The sequence below is a fragment of the Bradyrhizobium ottawaense genome, from assembly GCF_002278135.3.
GTDB classification, from domain to species: Bacteria; Pseudomonadota; Alphaproteobacteria; order Rhizobiales; family Xanthobacteraceae; genus Bradyrhizobium; species Bradyrhizobium ottawaense.
In genome coordinates, this window is the sequence record NZ_CP029425.2 from 7,237,088 (window position 1) to 7,258,914 (window position 21,827).

General features: G+C 60.0%; 21 protein-coding genes and 1 pseudogene. 19 read left to right on the forward strand and 3 right to left on the reverse strand.

Annotation, left to right across the window (positions count from 1 at the left end; genetic code table 11):
• The first annotated feature begins 41 nt into the window (after nucleotides 1–41).
• The 19 genes and pseudogenes from CIT37_RS33980 (at nucleotide 42) to CIT37_RS34070 (ending at nucleotide 16,193) form a co-directional block, all read left to right on the forward strand.
• The gene (locus CIT37_RS33980) at nucleotides 42–311 is read left to right on the forward strand and encodes a hypothetical protein (protein WP_223153738.1); all 270 of its coding nucleotides are present in this window, start codon (nucleotides 42–44) and stop codon (nucleotides 309–311) included.
• Complete coding sequence (locus CIT37_RS33985; protein WP_223153739.1) at nucleotides 308–607, forward strand: hypothetical protein; 300 nt, start codon at nucleotides 308–310, stop codon at nucleotides 605–607. The genes CIT37_RS33980 and CIT37_RS33985 overlap by 4 nt, the downstream gene beginning before the upstream one ends.
• 913 nt (nucleotides 608–1,520) lie before the next feature.
• Nucleotides 1,521–2,007: pseudogene (locus CIT37_RS33990) on the forward strand (sugar phosphate isomerase/epimerase); the annotation flags it as partial.
• Nucleotides 2,008–2,041: 34 nt separating this feature from the next.
• The gene (locus CIT37_RS33995) at nucleotides 2,042–2,272 is read left to right on the forward strand and encodes an FAD-dependent oxidoreductase (RefSeq protein WP_256379504.1); all 231 of its coding nucleotides are present in this window, start codon (nucleotides 2,042–2,044) and stop codon (nucleotides 2,270–2,272) included.
• The gene (locus CIT37_RS34000) at nucleotides 2,259–2,507 is read left to right on the forward strand and encodes a hypothetical protein (RefSeq protein WP_256379505.1); all 249 of its coding nucleotides are present in this window, start codon (nucleotides 2,259–2,261) and stop codon (nucleotides 2,505–2,507) included. Before CIT37_RS33995 ends, CIT37_RS34000 begins: the two co-directional genes overlap by 14 nt.
• A gap of 2 nt (nucleotides 2,508–2,509) precedes the next feature.
• Nucleotides 2,510–2,869, forward strand: coding sequence for a PAS-domain containing protein (locus tag CIT37_RS34005; RefSeq protein ID WP_157158436.1), 360 nt, complete (start codon nucleotides 2,510–2,512; stop codon nucleotides 2,867–2,869).
• A 17-nt stretch (nucleotides 2,870–2,886) separates the two neighbouring features.
• Entirely contained in the window at nucleotides 2,887–3,123 is a 237-nt protein-coding gene (locus CIT37_RS34010; RefSeq protein WP_232208683.1) for a hypothetical protein, read from the forward strand.
• A 1,089-nt stretch (nucleotides 3,124–4,212) separates the two neighbouring features.
• Nucleotides 4,213–4,587, forward strand: coding sequence for a Nif11-like leader peptide family natural product precursor (locus CIT37_RS34015; RefSeq protein ID WP_018645240.1), 375 nt, complete (start codon nucleotides 4,213–4,215; stop codon nucleotides 4,585–4,587).
• A 248-nt stretch (nucleotides 4,588–4,835) separates the two neighbouring features.
• Nucleotides 4,836–6,182 carry a radical SAM family RiPP maturation amino acid epimerase gene (locus CIT37_RS34020; protein ID WP_099421823.1) on the forward strand — a complete coding sequence of 449 codons (1,347 nt, stop codon included), beginning with the start codon at nucleotides 4,836–4,838 and terminating at the stop codon, nucleotides 6,180–6,182.
• A gap of 104 nt (nucleotides 6,183–6,286) precedes the next feature.
• Complete coding sequence (locus tag CIT37_RS34025; RefSeq protein WP_370126333.1) at nucleotides 6,287–6,538, forward strand: hypothetical protein; 252 nt, start codon at nucleotides 6,287–6,289, stop codon at nucleotides 6,536–6,538.
• Between the two features lie 49 nt (nucleotides 6,539–6,587).
• Entirely contained in the window at nucleotides 6,588–6,896 is a 309-nt protein-coding gene (locus tag CIT37_RS34030; RefSeq protein WP_028160486.1) for a hypothetical protein, read from the forward strand.
• 389 nt (nucleotides 6,897–7,285) lie between these two features.
• Nucleotides 7,286–7,684 carry a hypothetical protein gene (locus tag CIT37_RS34035; protein WP_028160485.1) on the forward strand — a complete coding sequence of 133 codons (399 nt, stop codon included), beginning with the start codon at nucleotides 7,286–7,288 and terminating at the stop codon, nucleotides 7,682–7,684.
• Nucleotides 7,685–7,996: 312 nt separating this feature from the next.
• Nucleotides 7,997–9,511, forward strand: coding sequence for an IS21-like element ISBj11 family transposase (gene istA / locus CIT37_RS34040; RefSeq protein ID WP_039228609.1), 1,515 nt, complete (start codon nucleotides 7,997–7,999; stop codon nucleotides 9,509–9,511).
• Nucleotides 9,508–10,317 carry an IS21-like element ISBj11 family helper ATPase IstB gene (gene istB / locus CIT37_RS34045; protein WP_018270204.1) on the forward strand — a complete coding sequence of 270 codons (810 nt, stop codon included), beginning with the start codon at nucleotides 9,508–9,510 and terminating at the stop codon, nucleotides 10,315–10,317. Before istA ends, istB begins: the two co-directional genes overlap by 4 nt.
• Nucleotides 10,318–10,463: 146 nt before the next feature.
• Nucleotides 10,464–11,777, forward strand: a complete 1,314-nt coding sequence (locus CIT37_RS34050) for a phage exclusion protein Lit family protein (protein WP_095424345.1) — start codon at nucleotides 10,464–10,466, stop codon at nucleotides 11,775–11,777.
• 731 nt (nucleotides 11,778–12,508) lie between these two features.
• Nucleotides 12,509–12,631, forward strand: a complete 123-nt coding sequence (locus CIT37_RS34055; RefSeq protein WP_306330604.1) for a hypothetical protein — start codon at nucleotides 12,509–12,511, stop codon at nucleotides 12,629–12,631.
• A gap of 264 nt (nucleotides 12,632–12,895) precedes the next feature.
• Nucleotides 12,896–13,189, forward strand: a complete 294-nt coding sequence (gene relB, locus CIT37_RS34060; protein ID WP_035711448.1) for a type II toxin-antitoxin system RelB family anti-toxin — start codon at nucleotides 12,896–12,898, stop codon at nucleotides 13,187–13,189.
• Nucleotides 13,186–14,478 (forward strand): type II toxin-antitoxin system HipA family toxin, encoded by a 1,293-nt coding sequence (locus CIT37_RS34065; protein ID WP_095424346.1) that lies wholly within the window; start codon nucleotides 13,186–13,188, stop codon nucleotides 14,476–14,478. Before relB ends, CIT37_RS34065 begins: the two co-directional genes overlap by 4 nt.
• Nucleotides 14,479–15,128: 650 nt before the next feature.
• Nucleotides 15,129–16,193, forward strand: coding sequence for an IS630-like element ISRj1 family transposase (locus CIT37_RS34070; RefSeq protein ID WP_011084514.1), 1,065 nt, complete (start codon nucleotides 15,129–15,131; stop codon nucleotides 16,191–16,193).
• 115 nt (nucleotides 16,194–16,308) lie between these two features.
• Here the strand turns inward: CIT37_RS34070 and CIT37_RS34075 are convergent, their stop codons facing one another.
• The 3 genes from CIT37_RS34075 to CIT37_RS34085 form a co-directional block, all read right to left on the reverse strand.
• Nucleotides 16,309–19,110, reverse strand: coding sequence for a trypsin-like peptidase domain-containing protein (locus tag CIT37_RS34075; protein WP_095425294.1), 2,802 nt, complete (start codon nucleotides 19,108–19,110; stop codon nucleotides 16,309–16,311).
• A 60-nt stretch (nucleotides 19,111–19,170) separates the two neighbouring features.
• Complete coding sequence (locus CIT37_RS34080) at nucleotides 19,171–20,193, reverse strand: SGNH/GDSL hydrolase family protein (RefSeq protein WP_148311847.1); 1,023 nt, start codon at nucleotides 20,191–20,193, stop codon at nucleotides 19,171–19,173.
• Nucleotides 20,194–20,517: 324 nt separating this feature from the next.
• Nucleotides 20,518–21,825, reverse strand: a complete 1,308-nt coding sequence (locus CIT37_RS34085; protein WP_095425293.1) for a DUF6973 domain-containing protein — start codon at nucleotides 21,823–21,825, stop codon at nucleotides 20,518–20,520.
• Nucleotides 21,826–21,827 lie beyond the last annotated feature (2 nt).

Genomic DNA, 21,827 nt, shown 5'->3' on the forward strand with positions numbered 1-21,827 from the left:
AAACGTTGAGAGCGAGAGTTCGCGGCAAACTTGCTACACAGATGTCGGACATAGCTAAAGGCGCACAATTGCAAGTCTACGCGCCCTCCTTGCGCAGCCTTCCAAAAGGCTTCCTGCTGGTCATGGCGACCCTGCCAATCCTGGACTGGAACGACTGTCTTTTGCGAGACTTGCTAACCCTCGACCAGGCAACGACGGCTCTCTATGCGGCGATAATCATGATCGACCCGTTCGCCTGCTGGGAGGATAGGGCCGAATCGTTGAAGGATGCCGGCATCACCGGCGTCGCCAATTTCCGCGCGCATCTATGATCGAGCGGTCGGCGGCGGGCGTACCTGTTGATGCCGGACAGGAGCTCGAACTTCGGCGGAAGGAATGGTTCATAAGCCTTGGCTTCAAGGCGTTGTTTGCCGTCGCGAGCGATTCTGAAATTACTGCAGCGGAGAAGCGATTTGGCTCCCATCTGGACGGACTCATCCATCTACCAGCAGAGGCTCTTACACGGACGATGAGCGAGGAGATGGAGCTGGTAAGTCTTGGCCAGCACGGATCGTCATTTCCAATGGCCGCGCTTTTGGATGGGACGACTTCGAAGCGGCCAACTTGAGCAAAGTGACGCGCGGGACTGTCTGTGATCCGCAGCTTCCCGAGCATGGGTTTGTCTTGACGACCCCAGAAGACTGGCCGCCTTTCCGCGATGAAGTCTGTGCGGGTTCAAGCCTTCGGTGAATCGTTGTCGCTCGAGAGAATGCATTTTTCCGTTTGGCTGGTGAGGACGCGCTCAACAGCGGTCTCAGGACGACCTGATATGCGTATCTGGGAGCGTCAACAGCAGGTTCACGATCTAGGGGGAATTCAGCGCAGTTTGTGCATTTCCTGCTCGGGACTGGCAATGCTGGGCTGCCTCGCGAGGTGATCTCGTCGATATCGCCGGAATCAATCGCAGCTGGCGTTGCAATAGGCATTAGCTAAAAGTTGGATGCGGCCCCGTCGCTAATTGCTATTCTATGGAGGCGATCGTGGTGACGCCGCTGAAGAACCCCACGGGATTACAGATTTCCGAGCGATTTGCAGCGGGGGTGCACGGCATCGGGAGGCCGCGACAGCGCGCGCTTCCAGCTCGATGAACTCGCCGTTCGGGCCTCGGATGAGCCTGAACCACTTATCACATCGTTTCCGGTGCTGCTCCGTCCCATGATCTACTTCGTAGCCCGTCTTTTTCGTTACATGAGACGGCGCAACGGGCGGGATGTGTCAGGCACGACTATCGTTACGCTATCCGTCCATCGGACCGGCTGCAATCACCTCGATATCTCGACTGCCAAGTGGGTATGATGACGCCCCAAAAAAGACCGCCGCCGGATTTCTCCGGCAGCGGCTCAAGTCTTGGGAGAAAGCAGACGAACCGGTCTGCCAGCGGAGAAGAGATAAGAGCGGAATTCTGGCCCCCGCTCGCTATTATTCAAAAGATGTCGGATTGGTCACAGCGCACGAACTCAGCATCCGGGTAAAGTTGGGTAATCTACTTCGAAACGCATCGCAACAGGATGACGACGGATCTCCTCTTCACGCTCGACCTGATGGATCAGGTTCCGGAGATGCGCCTGCTTGCCGATCTCTCGCACTTCTTGGTGAGCTGCGAATTCTGGTATCCGATCTCGGACGAGGACGAAGCGCTGGTGCGGCGAGTGCTCGATCGCACTTGGGCATTTCATGGCCGTGTTGCGTCTCGCGAGCAGATACAGGTCGAGATCACGTTCCCTCAACACAAGATCTGGCTGGACCTATTTCTTGGATGGTCGAAATACGGATTCAAGAGCTGGAAGACGCGCTGCTGCGGATGCCCGCCTCACCTTCGCATGCGAACTTGGCCCACAGCCTTACGCAATTAGCGATCGGCTGGGCAACGACACCACGGACCGCTGGCAGGAAGCTGTCCTGCTCAAATCCCTGGTGCGCGCAATCTGTTTGAGGAGGCGGCGAACGATGAGCAGTCGTCACCCGTAAATCGTTTAGTCGCGTGAGTAACCAATCCACGATAGTGATCGTTGGGGCGGGCGAAGCTGGTAACGCCGCTGCCGTCGCTCTGCGGGAGGCTGCTGGCATGGTGGTCATCGGCAATGAAAGTACGCTGCCGTATGAGCGCCCACCTCTGTCGAAGGCGGTCCTGAGCGACGAGGTCAACCCTGCACCAAAATTGATTGTCACGTCGGAACGCCTTGCCGAGCTTGGGGATCGATTATCGCCAGGGCAGCGAAGTGATTTCAATTGATCGCGCGGCCAGTATTGTCACGCTCTCAAACGGATCAGCAATAGCGTATCACCGGCTCATGCTGGCGACGGGAGCCCGACCTCGGAAATTGAGCATCCCGATCGCCGAAGGAGCCAATGCGGCGACTCTGTCGTCTCATGCTCCAGAGCGGCTGCTGCTGACTGCCATGATTCGGGCATCGATACCTTGGGCCCGCAGGCTACGCTCCTACAAACAGATGCGAACGGACAGATAGCATTGATCAATTCCCGAGCGAGCGAATTCATCGGCTGCTCCTCGCAGCTTATCCATTCCGATCTTTTGCGAGCCGACCAGGTACCGAGCGATGAATCAACCGCAGCTGAAATTACCCAACGTGAGGTCTTTGACGACGTCGAAGGATTGGCGAGCGAGGCTCAACTCCCAGATGGACGGTGGCTACGAGTCAGCCGCAGTCCGACCCAAGAGGGGGGCGTTATCCTCGTTTATAGCGATATCACCAGTTTGAAGCATCAGAAAGCCGAGTTGCATGCGACGAACCTGAGACTGGATGCGGCGCTGACGCACATGTCTCAGGGTCTCTGCCTCTACGATAGTGGGGGCGGCTGCGAGTTGTAAACCGGCGCTTCCGTGAGATCTTTGATCTTTCGCCTGAGCTCGTTGTTCCGGGCACGACTTTCGAAGAGGTGCTCGGTCTGAGTGTTGCCGCTGGAAATCATGGCTGCCAGACGGTGCCCGATCTGCTGGCGGAGCCGGAGAACTGTTTGCTCCACAACGAGAGCGGCAACTATCTTCAGTCCCGGCAAATGAGACATCTACCGCTTCCTCAGGTGCGGCAGATGATGATCGGTCCAGCTTCATTTATGATCTGACTGAACAAATCATGATCTTCCTGTGTCCAGACGTGCGCCGTTGGTGATTCTGGTGAACGGGCATTATCGATCGGGTTCGGATCCATAAAGCTCCCCTTTCTATTATGAGAACAAAGGCCACTTGAAGATCTCCCCCAGGGAGTGAGCTGAAGTTCGTCACGAATTCAGACATGGGTGGCTTCGTCATCGAGAGGCCAAGTTCGAGTGTTAAAGAGGCTGGCTTTCGAGAAGCTGACAAAGGTCAAGCAAGGGAGATAAACCGGCGGCCGCATCTGCCACGTCTGATGCGATCATCTCCGAGCAACGTCTCATTCCGCCCGACCTCGCAGTCGGCGCGCAGATTTGCGTCGTGCATCACATTCATCTGGCGGTAAAGCTGGTTAGGAGGTCCAGGCGATGCGGACCGCGGCCAGACCCAGTCTTGCACCGAACATGTGAATTTCGATCTCTACTCGCGACCAGTCGTTCTGCCTTACAATTTGAGCCATGCTCGGGCCGCTAATCATAGTCGCGCCAGCGCGAGAACAGACGAGAGCGCGACCTACGTGAGAGTTCCGGCAAGCGCGGAGCGAACTGTTCACCTAATTAGATGAAGAACGAAATCGCTCAGACGCAAAGCGGCCGAGCCGATCATCCCGCGTACGGCTAAAGGAGCGGCCGTGCCGGTGATCCCGGGACTGCGGCTGCCACTGCGTGTAATGGGCACTTCGCGACGTCCCCGGCGCCTCCGATCCTGCGCGTCATGATGCAACCTCCGACTGACAACCGGAGCTACATCGATCAAGCGGCGTGTTTCATCTCAGGCGAGGCAATACGAACGGCCAACTTTGTCCCGGCTGCTATTGACGCTCAGCGTGATGCAGATGGCGCTCGTGTCAGGGCGAGCTTGGAGGAAGCGGACATTTCAGCGGCGACTTCGACACTGAGCGCTTGTTAGGTTCGAGACCAATGTCGGCAAGTTGACGATACGCACGGTCGGACAAAGCGCAAAAGCGGCAACTTCAGTTTGGTATGCGGATTGCTTTGTTACGGCATGATCACCGATCGCTTCCAAGGCGACGGATAGGTAGCAACAGCAGAGGCCCGGCTATGTCGCAGGCTGAGGTAGAACGGTTTGTCAAGAATCTAACGAAAGAGGGTAGTCTGCTCGAAAACCTTAAGCAGAGTGCTACAGGTCTTGCACCGATTGTAGCGGTCGGAAGAAGTCACGGCTACGATTTCACGGTTGACGAGATTAGGAGCAGCATCCGAGCGCCAGGCCGACACGAGTTGATGCAGGTCGACGCGATTGTCGGCGGCAGGCAGGATTTAAGCGGTGCGGGCTTGAGCAGCATTGTGCATACCACTGCGTTGGCTAGTTCATCGTCGGAGGCACCCACGAGCGCCGTGCAAGCCGCGGAAGCCGGCCGTGACCTGGTCGCTATCGTTTTGCTTATTGTAGTTGTTGTCGCGGTCGCGGCCTGACATGTTTTCAGCTCTGATCGCATTGGCTCGTCCTCAAGGAGACGAACCGGTGCGAAGAGAACTGAAATCACGCCTCGTCAGGCGTGAGATCATTGCTTTCAGGCCTAGAGATGCGGCTTTAGGGCGCACCCGCACCGTATGACGCACACTGCCACCGAACACTGCCGACAGATCTTTGACCGGCGTACCCCCGAGCAACTGCGCACGTTGTCACACATCAAGCGCTTCATGGAGCGGCTGGCTGTGACTTGGAGTTCCGCAGGGCGCTTTCGGAGAACGTTGATTCTCCTCGCGCGGTAACAGAGCGCTACGGCATCGAAGTTGACCCAATGAAGATGCTGCCGCTCTGGCGCGGCGGCTACCTGAAACACCGCTTCAAGCCGGAGTCTACGCCCTGGCCCCTGGCTATGATGTGGGACGAGTTTATCTGCGAGATGTTGCGCCATCGCGGCATCCTGCGCGAAGAGGGCGAAATGTCGACGATCAACTCTCGCTTTCATGCTTGGCGCGAGCGCCAAATCCGGCGCTGCAACGACGAATTGGGCGTAACGGCGGCGTCGGTCACGTACCCGATCATCGCTTTCGAGCTGAGCGACGGCTGCTCCGTCGGTTGTTGGTTCTGCGGCCTCTCGGCCGACCGCTTCAAAGGCTATTACGAATATAGCGAAGAGCATGCGGCGCTTTGGCGCGGTGTGGTCGGTATCGCGAGCGAGATGTTTGGTTCGGCTGCCCGTACTGGTTTCTGCTACTGGGCCACAGAGCCTATGGACAACCCACACTACGACCGCTTTCTATTCGACTACTATCAGATCACGGGCGCATTGCCACAAACAACGACGGCGGCCCCGATCAGGGATCGCGCGCTCACCACGCGCGTGCTCGAACTGTTCAAGCGCTATCGCACCGTGACAAATCGTTTCTCCGCGCTGAGCACAACACATCTCGACCAGATTCACATGGCGTTTTCGCCTGAGGAGCTGATCGGTGTCGAACTCGTCCTGCAGGGCAAGGAGGCGCTGACTGCAAAGGCTTTTGCTGGGCGCGCGCGCGAGCGGAGCGAGAAACTTAGGGTCGCCAACAAAGATGATGCAATCGCCTTGCTGGAGGGCGATCACACGACCATCGCCTGCGTTTCCGGCTTTCTCGTAAATATGCTGCAGGGGCGTTTACAATTGGTGACGCCGGTGCCGGGTAGCAAACGCTGGCCTCTCGGCTACCGCGTCTTGAGTGAACGCTTCTTCAGGACGCCTGACGAGTTCCGCGAGGGGCTGCAGCGCATGATTGACCAGCATATGCTCGAGAGCCCAGCTCCCAAATTGCCGATCCGCTTCCGCAGGGACCTGCAATACCAGGCCGGGAACCGATGCTTTCATCTCCGGTCACGCAACATGGAACACCGGGTGCTCGACGACATCGCTCCGACTTCCGTTGGCCATCTAATCGCCTGCGGCAACTGCACAGCGTCGGAGCTGGTTAGGCAGGTCACGACTGACGGAGCGAGAGTGCTCGCAGTAGCCGACCTGCTCGATCAGTTATACGCGGCCGGGGTGATTGAAGAGGACTTAGACGACAGCTTCGCCTGGCAGACCAGCTGACCTGCTACTGCGCTTTCATCCGGCAGCGGTTAGAGTTTCGGATTTTGTACGCCAGTGGGTCCGCCGGAAGAATTTCATTGTCGAGTTGCCCAGGCGAACGGTGCATGATGCCCCTGCAGTTCCACCGCGCTGTCAAAAACATGGAAATTTGGAGTGCACGCAGCGGCGGCTACTCGTTCGTTATAAGCTTGCAGGGCCCGACCGGTCCTGGTTTTCGCGGGAGGTTCGGCTACGTCGCTTCGTGGCGTCCGCTTGACCAGAGCCGTGGCGCGATCAGGGTGCTCGGCTCGCCGCTGCAGAGCTTCGCTGAGGCCGATGACGCCTGCAATAGTATGCTCAATTACCTGAGAGACTGAACTGATTCCTGGTCGCGGAAAATGGAAGCATCTTAAAGATGCTGCAGTCGTGCCGGGTGCTACCCAGGATGTTCACCGGGTCGAGACGTACTTTGTAGCGATTGAGATTATCGCGGCCGATTTCAGCGGGCGCTACACGTTCTATCCGTCGGACGGGCTTGCTCCAAATCGAGCTCATGTGGATTATCTTGAAGATCATCTGCCGTCCCTGACGCCGCTCGGAGCAAACATGTTCGTCGAAGGCTCGACAGATTTGTTCGCGTTTCCCAATCCGGTAGCTAAGCCGTACCACAGGATCGTGATCCACGAGACGCCCCTAGCGAACGGCTGGGCCCTACCGGATCTATTCACGAAATGATCAGCACGATCCGTACACGGTTGCGAGCCAGAACAGCTTGATGACAAGGGCGGGACAGGTCGTAACGCCGTAGTCCCAATGACTTCACTGATTTTGCCGTCCTGCCACGCCTGTTTGCGGCGGCCGCCGTAGTAATGCTGCCAGATCTCGCCGAAGCGACCGGCCGGGGAGCGGGCTTGGGCCTTGACGGGCAGCGACCAGAGCCGCGCTCTGGAGCTATCCGGTTGGCATAGCCCTTTTTCGTCAACGATTCAGCCTGCGCGTTATTTCTTTCGACTATTCGTGCCGACCGGGGGACTAACCTACGAGAGTGGCTAGACGATCATTGATACCGGTTACTGCCTAACCCGGCGCGCCCCTGCTCCAACCTGAATACGGAGTACAGACAAATGCAAAATGCTAAGACGGCACAATTTGAGCAAGAGGTACTTAACTCGCTTCAGTCCATGGAGCTCGAGCTGGCGCTCCGGGGCAGCATGAACGCGCTACCTGAACAGCCAGTCGACACGAACCCGGAGAGAGCCGAACAGCAATCTGCGTTGAACGAGGCTGTGTCTCTCGTAAAGAGACGAGATGTGCTGGAGAGGATTTGCCCCGGCCTTCAGTCCGTCGCAGGCGACGCGCAAGCTCTCGCCAAATGGATTACGCCGGTTCTCCTTCCGATGGCGATTGCAGGCACTGTCCCCCTGAGTCCGCTAGTCTTTGCGGGCGTCGCGGTACTCTTCTTCCGGGTAGGCGTGGCGACGCTCTGCAAAGGGTGCGTTCCAGCCAAGGACAAAAGCGACTGATCTGCCCGGGACCGGAAAGAAAGTGATGACGCCACAACAACTCCTAGCCGAGCTGCAGAAAACGACCGAGTTGCTGGACTGGATACTGAAGCTCGTGCCGCCGTGCGGCGGTGGGTTGCCGCGCGGCGAACAGGATGGAAGTGGAGCGTCGACCATGATGAGAGGGCTACGCCGGGCTCGTGACGCAGGGAGGGCGTAGCCCGACCGGAGTTACGAGCCCGGCGTCGGCGCGATCCACAGCGGACCGCGCCGACTGGTGATCGCGGCCGGCTGGTTATGCAAGTGGTTCTTCCGCCAAGAGGAATCACTCGCGTGCCAGGCCGACACATTACCGATCACCAAATGAGGCTCTACATGAAGTACCGTCAGACCGATAGCCCACCCGTGGCCGCCGCCAAGGCTTCGTTCAGCACCTCGACCGCTTACCGGATCGAGAAGGATCGACGCCTTCCGTCGCAGAAGAAGGCTCCCCGCGGCCGTCGCCGGCCAGATCCCTTGGCCCGCGTATTTGAGACAGATATCGCGCCGATGCTGAAGGCCGCCCCCGGTGTGCGGCCGGTCACGATCTTCGAGGAGTTGCTCCGACGCCATCCCGAGCTCGGCGCCGGCATCCGTCGCACGCTGGAGCGCCGGATCCGGGCCTGGCGGGCGATCCACGGCGAGGAGCAGGAGGTCATCTTCCGCCAGACCCACGAACCCGGTCAGCGCGGCCTGTCCGACTTCACCGACATGGGCGAATTGGGTGTCACGATCGCGGGCGTACCGCTCGACCATCGTCTCTATCACTTCCGGCTGGCCTATTCCGGGTTTGAGCACGCCCATGTCGTGCTCGGCGGTGAGAGCTTCGTCGCTCTGGCCGAAGGCCTGCAGAATGCCTTGTGGTCACTCGGTGGGGCGCCACGGGAGCATCGCACCGACAGCCTGTCGGCCGCCTTTTGCAATCTCGACCGCGACGCCAAAGACGATCTGACGCGGCGATACGAAGACCTCTGTGCCCATTACGGCATGCGGCCTTCCCGCAACAATCGTGGCATCGCCCACGAGAACGGGGCGATCGAGAGTTCGCATGGTCATCTCAAGCGAGCGATCGGCGACGCGCTGTTGCTGCGTGGCACCGCCGACTTCGACGATCTAGCTGCCTATCGTGGCTTCATCGATGAGATCGCCAGCCGCCGCAATGCCCGCAACGCCAAGCGGATCGACAGTGAACGTAGCGCACTTCAGGATCTGCCGGACCGCCGCACGTCGGACTATGAAGAGGTGATCGTCCACGTGACGTCGTCCGGCGGCTTCACCTTGCGCAAGGTGTTCTACACGGTGCCGTCGCGCTTGATCGGCCATCGGCTGCGGGTGCGCCTGTATGACGATCACCTCGACGTGTTTGTCGGCGGCACGCATCTCCTCACCTTGCCGCGCGGGCGGCCGCATCCCAATGGCAAGCACGATCAGGTCGTCGATTATCGGCACGTGATCCATTCCTTGCGGCGCAAGCCGATGGCGCTCCTCAACCTGGTCTACCGCGACCAGCTGTTCCCCCGGGAAGCTTACCGCCGAGCCTTCGACGTCTTGCGCAAACGCTTACCGGACAAGAAGGCCTGCCGGATCATGGTCGATCTCCTCGCACTCGCCCATGAGCGCGGTTGCGAGGCCGAACTCGCCAATCAGCTCACGGCTGACCTGAACGACGGCCGGCTGCCCGACCTCAACCGGCTACGTACTCACTTCGCCCCGGATCCCGCCCAGGTGCCGAACGTCGTGGTACGCCTCGCACCGCTCGCCACCTATGAATGCCTCATCGGTACCGCCGAGATCGGAGGCGCCGCATGAGCACAACCAACGTAGTCGACACCGCGCGCCTCAATCTGTTGCTCAACGAGCTGCGGCTGCCCGCCATCAAGGCGCTGTGGCCGCAATTTGCCGAGCAATCCGATAAAGAAGGCTGGCCGGCGGCGCGCTTCCTCGCCACCATTGCCGAGCACGAGATCGCTGAGCGCGGCCGCCGCCGCATCGAGCGCCATCTCGTCGAGGCGCGGCTGCCTACCGGAAAGACCTTTGACAGCTTCGACTTCGAGGCCGTGCCGATGATCTCCAAGGCGCAAATGACCGCACTCGCCGCCGGCGACGGCTGGCTCGGCAAGGGCGCCAATCTGCTGCTGTTTGGTCCGCCCGGTGGAGGCAAGAGCCACTTGGCGGCAGCAATCGGCTTGGCCCTCATCGAGAACGGATGGCGCGTCCTGTTCACCCGCACCACCGATCTCGTGCAGAAGCTCCAGGTGGCTCGCCGCGAGCTCAACCTCGAGGGCGCCATCAACCGCCTCGATCGCTTCGATCTCGTCATCTTGGACGATCTTGCCTATGTCACCAAGGACCAGGCCGAGACCAGTGTGCTGTTCGAGCTCATCAGCGCACGCTACGAGCGACGCTCTTTGCTGATCACCGCCAATCAGCCCTTTGGAGAATGGAACAAGGTCTTTCCGGACCCAGCTATGACCCTCGCGGCGATCGATCGCCTTGTTCACCACGCCACCATCGTCGAGATGAACGTCGAGAGCTATCGCAGGCGGACTGCCCTCGAGCGAAAGCGTGGTCCAGGGCGGCCACCGGAGCACGCGACACAAAAAACGCTCGCTTGATTGACGCTCCGCGACAATCAAAGCAAACAAAACTCTTGCGCGCGACAATCATCGCGGCGATCATCATCGCGCCGCGACACTGACTCGCCATCCTGATCGCCGCGCTCTTCCGACCCAGATCGTCGCGCTATAGTGGGTCGAATCTATTGTGGGCGCCGCCGGATCTGGAAGCACAATTCAAGGTCCTAGGCATCGCGGATGGGACGTTTATCGATCGCTACTCCTCGTTTCTGAAGCGGACAGACTGGGTGCACAACGCCTTCGAGGACTTGATTTCGAAGTCTCCGGCTCTCCGCCAAATCTGCCGAGCGGACGCGGGGATCGCGTCCGGAACCGTCAACGACGCAGAATTCAACGGGCACGTCTACTCCTTCAGGTCATCACAAGGACTCGGCTACGTGATCGCGTTGCCGATGGGTGCGATGCCGTTAATCTCGAGCGGTGCCGAAATGCTCATGCTGCTCGCGGACACAAGTCTATGCGAGACGCTCGGAAACGCATTGACCAAAACGGGGCTTGGAAAGGATTCAGAGCCGTGGCTGCTGCGGCTAAGGCGTCGGCTGGTCCGCTTCTCCAGCCGGCCCTACCTCGCCAAGCGGTTTTCTAAGCAGATCGGCTGGCAGTTCGGAATGATGATCCACCGGTACGTTCACCTCGGAACAGCTGACACGCCGGACGTGATCAGGGAACTTGGAGCAATTCCACTTGTCACCGACGTCCGGCGTTGGGGGCACCCACTTGAGGCTGGGAGCAACCTTAGATTTTTCGCGATCCAGTTCCTTCTCCTGCATGAGTGCGGGCATGTGGCGGCTGGAGACCTGTCCACAACAGATACAAGTCACTTCGAGATGGAATTCGCTGCTGATGGTTTCGCGTTTCGGGAATTGATCGGCTCTGCCGATGGAGATGATGTGGCTATATCGGGCACTCTGGGGGCGTGGCTGATCCTGTTGGCTGCATGGATTGAGGATCTGTCCCAAGAGACCGCGCCTCGATCACATCCACCGGCAAGGGAACGCCTCGAACGTCTCCGCGCCTACTTGCGGTCTCGAGAGCAGGAACAGCCGTCGATGACGCGCGCCCTGGAAGTTTTCGACGCCATGGCGAGTATGCAGAAACGGCTTTTTGAGGAAGCGAAGTCAGCTGGCGTCCTCACCATGGAGTCTCCGCTGTCGCGGTTTCTAAGCATGTGCGCACAGACCGGCCGGCATGAGATGTTCTACGACCAGCTGCCGCGATGGCTACTATTTGGCGCGCCTTCGCGCCTTTGCCGGGAGTTGGCCCGCCTGCGCGTCTGCATGGAGCGAAGGATTGAGAGCGATCAGCAGGATGGCCGCGCAAAAGAGCAGTTGGGGCTAATAAACTGGGTGTTCGATGCGGCTCTGGCCGCGCCGAGCAACTTCTTGTCCAGAAAACTTCAGGCCTTTTATGCGAGAGCGCGAGCGGCGACCGATAGTTGACTGTCTGCTTTTCGGCGCTCGTCGGGATGCTCGATACCTGATACCGGAGGACGCCTGCGTTCAACGCGCGGCTGGCGCTCTACTTCCAGCCTTCTCGATCACGTCGCAGTGGCGGTGCTGTTTGGATGATACCGCCTCCTGACTTCGAAATCGCGGTTGAGGTCGAGGACGTCAAAGCAACGCGGTCGGTGCGGCCTGCGTAACAGCCGCGAACGACCCCACGTCTTAAAGAACTCACGCTCTTGTCCGGCCTTTGACGCTGCAGCACCGAAGCGTTCGAGCAACAGTCTCAGAGCACTTTGCTCCAGCGCACGATTGCTAATTTGCGTCGCCTGCACGATTCAGGCCTGCTCTCTCCAAGCCAAACAGAATATAGAGGGAGGGTGAGGATCGTACGGCGGGGGTCACTGTTGCGTTGCTGCTGATTGCCCTAGGATCCGAAGCCTTCGCTTCTGGGCCGTGTTCGAGCACAAGGCATGGGGACCGAGGTGGAACGGCGCCACCATGGATTCGCGGGAGCCCAACTCGGATCCCTGTTGAACGGTGCCGGCTTCTTTCACCATGCGCACAGGGCCGACGACTGTCACGCCCTCATCAAGATCCTGACTACCATCCGCAGGCGCGCCGGCGCTTGCGGTGCTGCTAGAGCAAGCCCGAAAGAGAACGGTAAGGCTGTGGGCCGAGCAGTCGCCGTTCGATCTGAAGGATGTCCTGAAACGTCGCGGCTACAGATGGAGCGACGGCAGCCCAGATCCTGGTACATCGACGTCGGCGAGGCGGCTGTCAACGACGAGATCGCTTTCCTCAAGGCGGAGATCTACCTGCGCGAGATCGCCCTCGCCTGCAGACGTTGACCGCCTTTATCCGTTTTTCACCGTGGGCATAGAAACGTGCCCCCGGGTACTCACCGGGGCCGCGGCACGGTGGTCATGCCGCGGACCCGCAACCAAGGCGGCGAAGTCGTTCAGGCTGATCGCGGGCGAGCGAGCGAGCGCCGATCGCACCCATATGAGTTTTATGGCCATATTCTAAAATATTATGTAAAACTAATATCCTTTTGATATTGCGTAAAAATCATATTCGGCCTATATGTCTTAAATCTCATACGGGATGACGGCATGATTTTGAAGACAATCAGTGACTTAGGACTGGCCGTCCGGGAAGCCCGCCGTCGGCGGAAGCTGACCCAGAAGCAACTCGCCCAGACGCTGGGGACCACCCAAGAGTGGATCTCGCAGTTCGAGACCGGCCGCCTGGAGAATCCGAGCCTCGGAACGGTGCTAAAGGCCTTCGCCGCGCTGGGGATCGACCTGAACATCGACAGTGTGCCGGGATCTCTACGGAACAACGACTTGGATACCGGTGATCTGGCGCTCGACGAGCCGAGCTTTCTCAAGGGACGGCGGCGATGAGCAAATTCATGAACGTCCTGATGGGCGGCGTCCCGATCGGCCGTCTCGAGCAGATGGATACCGGCGCCCTGGCCATCGAGTACGCCGATGGTTGGCTCGCGGCCGACAGGGTTCAAATTCCGCTTTCGATGTCGCTGCCTCTCGCCGCCAAGAAGCACTCCGGCGCAAAGGTGGCCAACTATCTCTGGAATCTGCTTCCGGACAGCGACCAGACCCTGCAGAAATGGGGACAGATCTACGGCGTGTCGCCGAACAGCGCGTTCGCTCTGCTGTCGAAGGTCGGAGAGGATTGCGCCGGCGCGATCCAGATCGTCACCGACGAGTGGATGGCCGCCAATGCGGATTCGCCTGGGGAGGTTCAGTGGATCGACGAGGCGGAGGTCGCGAACCGCCTCAAGCGCCTGCGCGAGGAGAGGACCTGGACGGGACGTCGCGACGGCGACCGGGGGCATTTCAGTCTCGCCGGCGCGCAGCCGAAGATGGCCTTACTGTTCGACGGAAAGCGATGGGGCGTACCGAGCGGCCGCCGGGCGACCACGCACATCCTCAAGCCGCCGATGCCTCACCTGCGAGGCACGACCGAGAACGAGTACGCGTGCCTGCGCCTCGCGAACCACCTCGGGATCACGGCGGCCGAAGCTAAGGTCGGGAAGTTTGGCGAAGAGGTCGCGATCGTCGTCACCCGGTACGACCGCGAGATCGACAAGGACGGCGTCGTCAGACGATTCCACCAGGAAGACATGTGCCAGGCGCTCGGCGTGCATCCCGCCGTCAAGTACCAGAGCGAGGGCGGACCCTCGATCGAGCAGATCACCAACGACGTGCTGCGCTATGCTACCGATCCGGAGGCGGACAAGGCGGCGTTCGCTGACATGATCGCCTTCAGCTTCCTGGTGCTCGGTACCGACGCGCACGCGAAGAACTTCTCAGTCATCCACCTCCCGGGCCGGCGGATGTTTCTTGCGCCACTCTACGACGTCCTGAGCTTCGTGCCTTACGACAACGACGAACATGAGCGGCGACGCCTGCGCATGGCGATGAAGATCGGCGGCTATTACAAGTTCTCAGAAGTCCTGCCGCGGCATTGGAGACGCCAGGCGGAACTGATGAAAATGGATCCCGACGAGATGATCGCGCGATTGGTGGTGCTCGGCGAGAAGATTCCCGACGCGCTCAGCGACGTCGTGAAGGAGGCGAGGGTCGAGGGCCTGAAAGAACCGGTGCTTGACACGATGCTGGACGGAATCTCGGCGCGCGGCAAAGCGATCGTGCAGCAATACTCGGCGTGAACGCGCCGCGCTCGGGATCGTCGATGAGGTAGGCGTGACGCCGACGGACGCCGTCGGCGCCCGTCCGACGCTCAAATCCGATGACCAAAGTTTGTGTGAAGATTTGGGAAGGCATCGAAGACACCGCCGAAAAAGGACGAGCTAATAAAATCGTTCGACCGCGAGGCAGACAATCAACTAAGAAAACAATTATCAAAAGGCATAATATCGAAGGTGTACGATTGGCTCTCGCGACCGAGATAGGATAGCCAGCGCCAATTGCCATCCCGACCGCTCAAGTTCTTCGATGTGGATACCGAAGAAGCTGAGGGTTGGCCGGCTTGAGCTTGATATTACACGCGCCATGTTGTCGCAGGGTGCTACTTTGCAGAGGGATTCGCGAGCGATCAGCCCGAGCTAACGAGCGGAAACCCCTGTAAGTGGATCACTAGATTCGGCGCCGGCAGTTATTTGCAACTGAAATCTCCGCGCCGTCCCGGTACATGTCGTGGTTTCCCGAAAACGTATAGACCTGCGCCCGTTTTCCAAGCTTTCCAAAGACGTCGTCCAAAATGGAGGAGAAGTTCGATTTGCACCCATCCGGGGGGCCCGGCTAATGGACAACCTAGTACCCACTTTTCTTGGAACGTGAGTCGTGATTCAAGGTCGGGATGATACCCGAAGCAAGAGAAGTCCACCTTTCGAGGAAAGATCGCAAGGTGCTTGAGGCGTGCTGTCGCTCACCGGTGACGTTGCAGCGCGATTTGAAGCGGGCGCGGATAGTTCTGTTGGCGGCGGATGGGCGCAGCACCCGGTCGATCGCCAAGGAAGTTGGGGTCCAGCCGCGGATTGTCAGCCTTTGGCGGCATCGCTATGCCGACCATGGCCTTGAAGGGCTGCAAGACAAGCCGCGGCCTGGCAAGCAGCCGATCTATACGAAGACGACCGACAAGCGGATTCTGAAGCTGCTGGATAAGCCGCCACCGCAAGGGTTTGCGCGCTGGACCGGCCCCCTGCTGGCCGAGGCGCTGGGCGATGTCGATGTCCAATATGTCTGGCGGTTCCTGCGCAGCCACAAGATTGACCTGGTGGCTCGCAAGTCCTGGTGCGAGAGCAACGACCCGAACTTTACGGCCAAAGCCGCCGATGTTGTCGGCCTCTATGTCGCGCCGCCGGCGAAGGCCATTGTGCTGTGCGTGGACGAGAAGCCCTCGATCCAGGCTTTGGAGCGAGCGCAGGGTTATCTGAAGTTGCCCAATGGCCGCGCCTTAACCGGCCAAAGCCACGATTACAAGCGGCATGGCACCACAACATTGTTTGCGGCGCTCGAAGTCGCCACCGGAAAGATCATCGCGACCCATTCAAAACGCCGGCGCCGCGTCGAGTTTCTCGATTTCATGAACAGCGTCACCGCGACTTTTCCGAACCGCAAGCTTCACGTCATCCTCGACAACCTCAACACCCATAAAAAGAACGAGGACTGGCTCAAGGCCCACCCCAACGTGCAATTTCATTTCACGCCGACAAGTGCGTCATGGCTCAATCAGGTCGAAGTATGGTTTTCCATCTTGCAGGGGCAGTCGCTCAGCGGCACCTCCTTCACGAGCCTCAAGCAGCTTCAGGAACACATCGATGCCTACGTCAACGCATACAACGACAGAGCCGAGCCCTTCGTCTGGACCAAGAAAAAGGTCCGTCAACGCCGTTTCAAAGGCCGCCGTATCACTCAGCTCTGATTCCGGGTACTAGATCGAAGACGGCCGACCTGTTATTGGCTGAAGGAGCACGGCAATTTCGATCTGCTCGATGTTGGCGGCAATGGGCAGTTGGACATGGCGGCTTGAGTCGCTCTCATTCATCCACCATTGCGAGATAGTCCGAGAGTCGCATCCGACGATAGCCGGGCCGCTGCGGCGCCTCGTCTCCCGGTGGAACCATCAGGACGCTCTCCTCGCCGCGCGGCCGTGGGACGAACTTTTTGGGCGGGACCGGGTCGGCGCGATCCCAGTCGATCTCAAACGCGTCCGCAAAGTACTTTGCAATTCCGGCGTGATCGAAGATCAGTGAAGCATCGCGGTTGGTCGATACCCCCATGCCACTCCAATTGTGACTCCCGATCAGGACGCGCTTGCCGTCGACGACCATACCCTTGGTATGATGGTTGGGGATTTGCTTGAGACGCGAGTCGATGTCGACCCCCTTCGACTTAAAATACCAGGCAGAGTGGGTGGGATCCGAGAACTTCTTGCTGCTGTCCGCGCGCAGGATCACGCGGGCATCGTCCAGCGAAACCAGCTTGTCGGTCAGTTCGCCGATCAGATCGTCGATGTAGCCGCGATGCTGCCGCGGGTTGCTCGGCATTCCGATATAGGGGATCTGGAAAACGAGGCTGCGCCTTGCGGAGCGGATCAGCTTCAAAACGGCCTCGCTGTACACTCCGCCTTCGCGGTCGGGCGTGAGCAGAGGGGCCGCGACAATGCTTTCGGTGATCTCCAGGGGCTTCTTCAGCCGCGCTGGCGGCCGGCGTTCGCGCGGCCGCTCGATGGCTTCGAAGACGGACTCCGGCACATCGACCAGCGGCTCGCGATCATCCGCTTTCACCGGCACTTCCTTGCCGCCAAGGTCATGCGACCGCCGCACATCCTGAAGGATGTGCTCGCGAAATCGCTCGGCTATAGTTGGGCTTTGAACAATCACGTGCCACTCGCGATTGCCGGGCAGGTCCTCCTCCGTAGCCCTGTCGCGCTCGGATGGATCGATGATCGGCTGGCTCGACGAACTCTTCCAGTTGCCAGAGGACAGCCAGAACTTGTCATCGTTCCGGACGGTGACCTTGATGTGATAGGACTGCTGAACCAGGCCGGTTGTTCCGAGCGGAACGGCGATGCGCTTGAACTTGCCATCGCCGAACCGATCGGCCCACTTCTGAAAGATCGCCTCTGCATCGAATTCGGTAGTCTCGTCGTCAACGTCAGCGAACGTCTTGAAGTCGGCTGCCAGGATGATCTTCGTTCCGGCAGCGAGACGTTTTGCCATCAGGTCGCTAATGGCTGATGCACGAAATTCGTATATCGCCGAAACCCAGGAGCCTGCATCCTCGCTCATAAAGGCCTTCAGCTCATCGAAGCCGTATTCCGGGCTGACGTGCGCGCGCACCGTCATCAGTTCTTCGACCGGACTCAACTGGTATTTTGGATCGCGGCGGGCATCGTCGTCGTAAGCGTTCGGAGCCGCGGCGGCCTCGAGAGACATCAGGCCCTCGAGCTGCTCTTCGACCGTGGCCGGGGCGTATTGGACCTGATAGCCCTGGAACGAATGCGGTCCGTCCGCGCGCAGCCCCTCCAGCGCGCCTGGTTGCGCTGACACGGCGATGCAGGGCGTATCGCCGATGCGGCCGTCATCCTCAAGATAGCCGACGCGCGCTGCGAGCACGCCTTCCGGCTTCTGCTTCCAGAACGCCTCGGCGGCATGCTCGACCGACATCCCGACACGGGCCGCACCGGCCACAGTCGATATCGTGCCGAGGTCGACCGTGATGGTGACCGGCACCGTGACGCTCACCGTGCCCCGCCCGCCGGGGGCGGGCTGCGGCGCCTGTGCGATCGCCGGCCGGGACTCGATCACCAGAGGCAGGGTCCAGCGCTTTTTCGCTACGTAAAAGTTGAGCTGGCTGGCCGGGACCGCCAGGTTCGTCTCCTTATAGATGCCGGCGAAGTGCAGGCCGACGACTTCGCGGGTCTTGAAATCGACGACCACCGATCCGGAGTTGCCGCCCAGCGTCGTGCAATCATGCGTCGTGGCACCGGCACGCGGCGCCGTGATGTAGCCGGGGGCAAACCGCTTCACGTCATATATGCCACGATAGAGCCGCTGCATCAGCGCCTGATCGGAGATGCGCGATGGCGGTGCCTTGGCGGGGTAGCCGAGCGTGAAAACGGCGGTGTTTTCCAGAGCGTCGGATCCTGCGATCTTGAACGGCGGCAGTTCATCCCCGTGGCCAAGGGACGCAAGCCTCATGAAGGCGATGTCGTTCGGCCCATCATCCGGCTCGATGTAGAGCACTTCGGCAATCTGGCGGCGCAGCCCACCAGATGCCGCATCGCGAAAATGACCGGTATCCCAAACCGTGCTCATCGTCCCGCCGCCGGCGCCTTGACGGAACACAAAGCCCTGCCCTTGTCGCCGCGCGAAGACATTCGCCACGTGGCGGTTGGTCACGATAATTCCGGCATCGATCAACCAGCCTGTCCCCGCGAATGGCGCACCGCCCGGAAAGTCCACGAGGTCGATGCGGCCGACCCGGTCGACCAAGCCTTCCGGAACCGCGCGACTTTGCTTCGACAATTCGAACAGCGTCTGTGCCTCGACACCGATAAGCGACACATCCTCAAAATTGAGACCGGCTTCTCCATTTCGCTCGACGAAGAAAACCGGTCTCTCCTCAGACACGATCGTCTCCAGATCGGCGATCGGACTGCGTGTCAAAAGGTCAATCACATCACGCGGGCTTGGCGGCGCTTCCTCGAGGTTTGCCGTCTCGAGACCGGCCTTGTCCCTTATCCGTTTGGCGATGCTCTGCGCCGCGTCGGGATTGCGCGCGAGCAACCGTTTGACGAACTCGATCAGATCGCTTCGTTGGGATTTGTCGGCCATCGTTCGCGCTCCGCGGTTGCTGGAAAATGATTACGGCGTCGCCGGCGAACTTGTCGCCGGTCAAGCGACGCGCGCCGGAAAAAGTTGTTTGATCTTCTGATGAAACAAGTCGGCGAATTGCTCAAACCCCGCCTTCGCAGGATGGAGTTCGTTGTGCCAGGAGGACACCTGCGGCGCCAGCACACCTTGCGTCCTGACGACCGTCACCCGAGGACCGCTCAGCGACTCCAGCATCGCCTCAAACTGCCCGAGCATCTCGCTGACGACGGCTTGGCCCGACGCAATCGTCGGAAAGTTGCGCAGACCGAAGGTCGGCTTGAGCCACGGTCCGAATTTGCAGATGCCGCGGCCGTCGGGTATGGCGAAATCATAACCATGAAAGATGAGATGCGTGTCGGGGCTGCATTTGTCGCGGATTGCAATCAGATCCTCATATCCGGCGCGCACCAGCGCCAAGGCCGCAGCAAAGCGCGGCTGATTGACGTGCGCCGCTGGTGGCTGAGTCGGATTCCAGTCCTTGACCCAGAGCGCCATCGGATTGTCGACGATGTCGTTTCCACCTCCGGAAAACAGCAGCAGGTCCCAATCGCCGCCCGCGGGACTGCCGTTCGTCAATCGTTCGGTCAGGGTCGTGCGCTCCTCGACACCCAGCATGAAACGAACCTCATCGCCCGTCTTCGCCAGGTTGAGGATGGGCACGCCCAGCCGTCGCTCCAGTCGCGGAACGATGCCGCCGCCGAACAGCGGCACGGGATATTCGAACCACGAATCGCCTTCGGCGAGGATCTGCAGAGGCGCGAACGCCTCGCCGCGCTCGCCTGCCGCCTCGGCGCCGCCTTCCCCGCGTCCCGCTCGCGGCGGCAACGTGCCGCGGGCCTTCATGATTTTCATGACTGCCTGGTATTCGCGGGTCCGGCGAACGCGCTCGCTGCGCTGTTCGCGTCGCAGCTTTTCGCGCTCCTGGCCAATTGTCCTTAGCGACGGCGACTGCGCTACCGCTGCCCGTGCGGTCTCGAGACCAGCCGCGCGTGGCCGCGCCGGCGCTGATACGCCGGCAAGCACGCGCGCTTCGTCCAGGGTCACGGGCCCGGCCGCGACCGCCGCCTCCCTTGCGCCAGATTGCGAGCCGGCCTTGCCCTTGCCGGACCGCGGCTTGACGGTGACCTTCCTGGTCCGCTTCTGCTTTGCCATACGCACAGCATGCTATCGTGATTGCAATACACATTCCGCACCCAGGGTCCCGCCATTCGCGCGGGCCCAGGCAGACAAAATAGGATCAACATACTACTTCAAGATGCATGAACGACCACCGCTCGTCAATGCGGCACTTGACTCAATCCAGGCAAGCGTACGCCTTGGCTCATATGGCTGCTTGAAATTCGAAATTCGGTCGACGCGGCGATCGAACTACAGCTTGTATTTGCCGTCCGAGTTTACCAGGACTCCGGCGCGCAAGACCCTGCACCTGCCGGTATCGACGCAGTCCTGCACCTTTTTCAAGACCTCATCGACCTTCATGCCGTCGCCCGCCTTGCGGCCGACCCCGTTGTTGAACAAGTCCATTTGCGTCGCGAGCGGCTTGCCGGGATTTCCGTCCTCATGCGTAGTCGCCCATTTGTCGGCCCAGACAACGCCCACGCCGCTGTCGGCCGCCATACGGGCGTTCCACAACGCATGACGAAAGGCATCGCCATTGTCGTCTTCGAGCGCCGTCGACTTGTAGCGGGCGAGAGCCTCGTTCACGGCAGTTTTCGCGTGTAACAGAACCAGAGCGCCGACGACGGGATTTTGCCTGAACAAATCCCATTCTGGGGCACTGAGAACACCTGAGGTGATCGGCAGCCCGCCGGATTCCTGACCAGACTTTTCATGTGCGAGCCTCTCCGCGGCCCGCTCGCGGCCCTCGGTCCAAAATCTTTCCGTCGGCTTCGGGGCCGCGGCCTCACCATTGATCTTGGCCTTCGGGACCGCTGCATTTCCGACCTGAGCCACCGCGCTCACGCCGAGCAAAGCCAACAGTTCGGCGGGAAGACCCGGAAGATGTCCGATAGGCTCGTTGCTGGCAGTTGCCACGACAAGCCGACCTACCGCGACCACATAGGCAACGAGAACCGCGGCTTGAAGCAGCAGTTGCTGCACGGCCGTCATATCGACGGTGTTCTGAACGCCAAACTGGCTATTGGTTGTAATGTCGGCAGGCTTCGCGTCATCGATCTCGATATTGCGGTACATCGACCCCTGGCGCCGGGGGTCCGGGGAGAGAGCGCTCTCGTGGGCACCTGCATCCTTTGGCGGGGTCGCGGCATGGATCGAATTAACCACGCCGTTTCCGACGAGGCCCCCGAGCACGACACCAGCGAGCGCCCAGATGCTTGCATCAATCTCAACGAAGGACTGCACCACGCCGCTTCCGCCCGCCTTCCACAAGGCAACGTTCCAGAACGAAATTGCGAGGAAGGCCGAAGAGAGGACGACAAACCACCCGAACGTAATGACGCGCTGCAGTGAGTAGCAATTGAACTCGTCGACCAGCGCGGTCTTCACGCCGGTGATGCCGCTTGCAAACATAAATACGCCGAGCAGACAGACACCCCCGACAACCAATCGCAGGTAGCTTGGCGTCGCCGCCTCCGCATATCCGAGCGAAACCGCGGAAGCCACGATGAATGCCAACATTGCCGCGGAAATACGCCACCACTTCGTTTGCAGATTCATTT

Bases quoted from the DNA above. Each gene is read 5' to 3' on its own strand.
- CIT37_RS34055 (WP_306330604.1), top strand. From the start codon at position 12,509: ATGGAGCGACGGCAGCCCAGATCCTGGTACATCGACGTCGGCGAGGCG.
- CIT37_RS34070 (WP_011084514.1), top strand. From the start codon at position 15,129: ATGATACCCGAAGCAAGAGAAGTCCACCTTTCGAGGAAAGATCGCAAG.
- relB (WP_035711448.1), top strand. From the start codon at position 12,896: ATGATTTTGAAGACAATCAGTGACTTAGGACTGGCCGTCCGGGAAGCC.
- CIT37_RS34015 (WP_018645240.1), top strand. From the start codon at position 4,213: ATGTCGCAGGCTGAGGTAGAACGGTTTGTCAAGAATCTAACGAAAGAG.
- CIT37_RS34075 (WP_095425294.1), bottom strand. From the start codon at position 19,110: ATGGCCGACAAATCCCAACGAAGCGATCTGATCGAGTTCGTCAAACGG.
- CIT37_RS34035 (WP_028160485.1), top strand. From the start codon at position 7,286: ATGCAAAATGCTAAGACGGCACAATTTGAGCAAGAGGTACTTAACTCG.
- CIT37_RS33985 (WP_223153739.1), top strand. From the start codon at position 308: ATGATCGAGCGGTCGGCGGCGGGCGTACCTGTTGATGCCGGACAGGAG.
- istB (WP_018270204.1), top strand. From the start codon at position 9,508: ATGAGCACAACCAACGTAGTCGACACCGCGCGCCTCAATCTGTTGCTC.
- CIT37_RS34065 (WP_095424346.1), top strand. From the start codon at position 13,186: ATGAGCAAATTCATGAACGTCCTGATGGGCGGCGTCCCGATCGGCCGT.
- CIT37_RS34025 (WP_370126333.1), top strand. From the start codon at position 6,287: ATGATGCCCCTGCAGTTCCACCGCGCTGTCAAAAACATGGAAATTTGG.
- CIT37_RS33980 (WP_223153738.1), top strand. From the start codon at position 42: ATGTCGGACATAGCTAAAGGCGCACAATTGCAAGTCTACGCGCCCTCC.
- CIT37_RS34085 (WP_095425293.1), bottom strand. From the start codon at position 21,825: ATGAATCTGCAAACGAAGTGGTGGCGTATTTCCGCGGCAATGTTGGCA.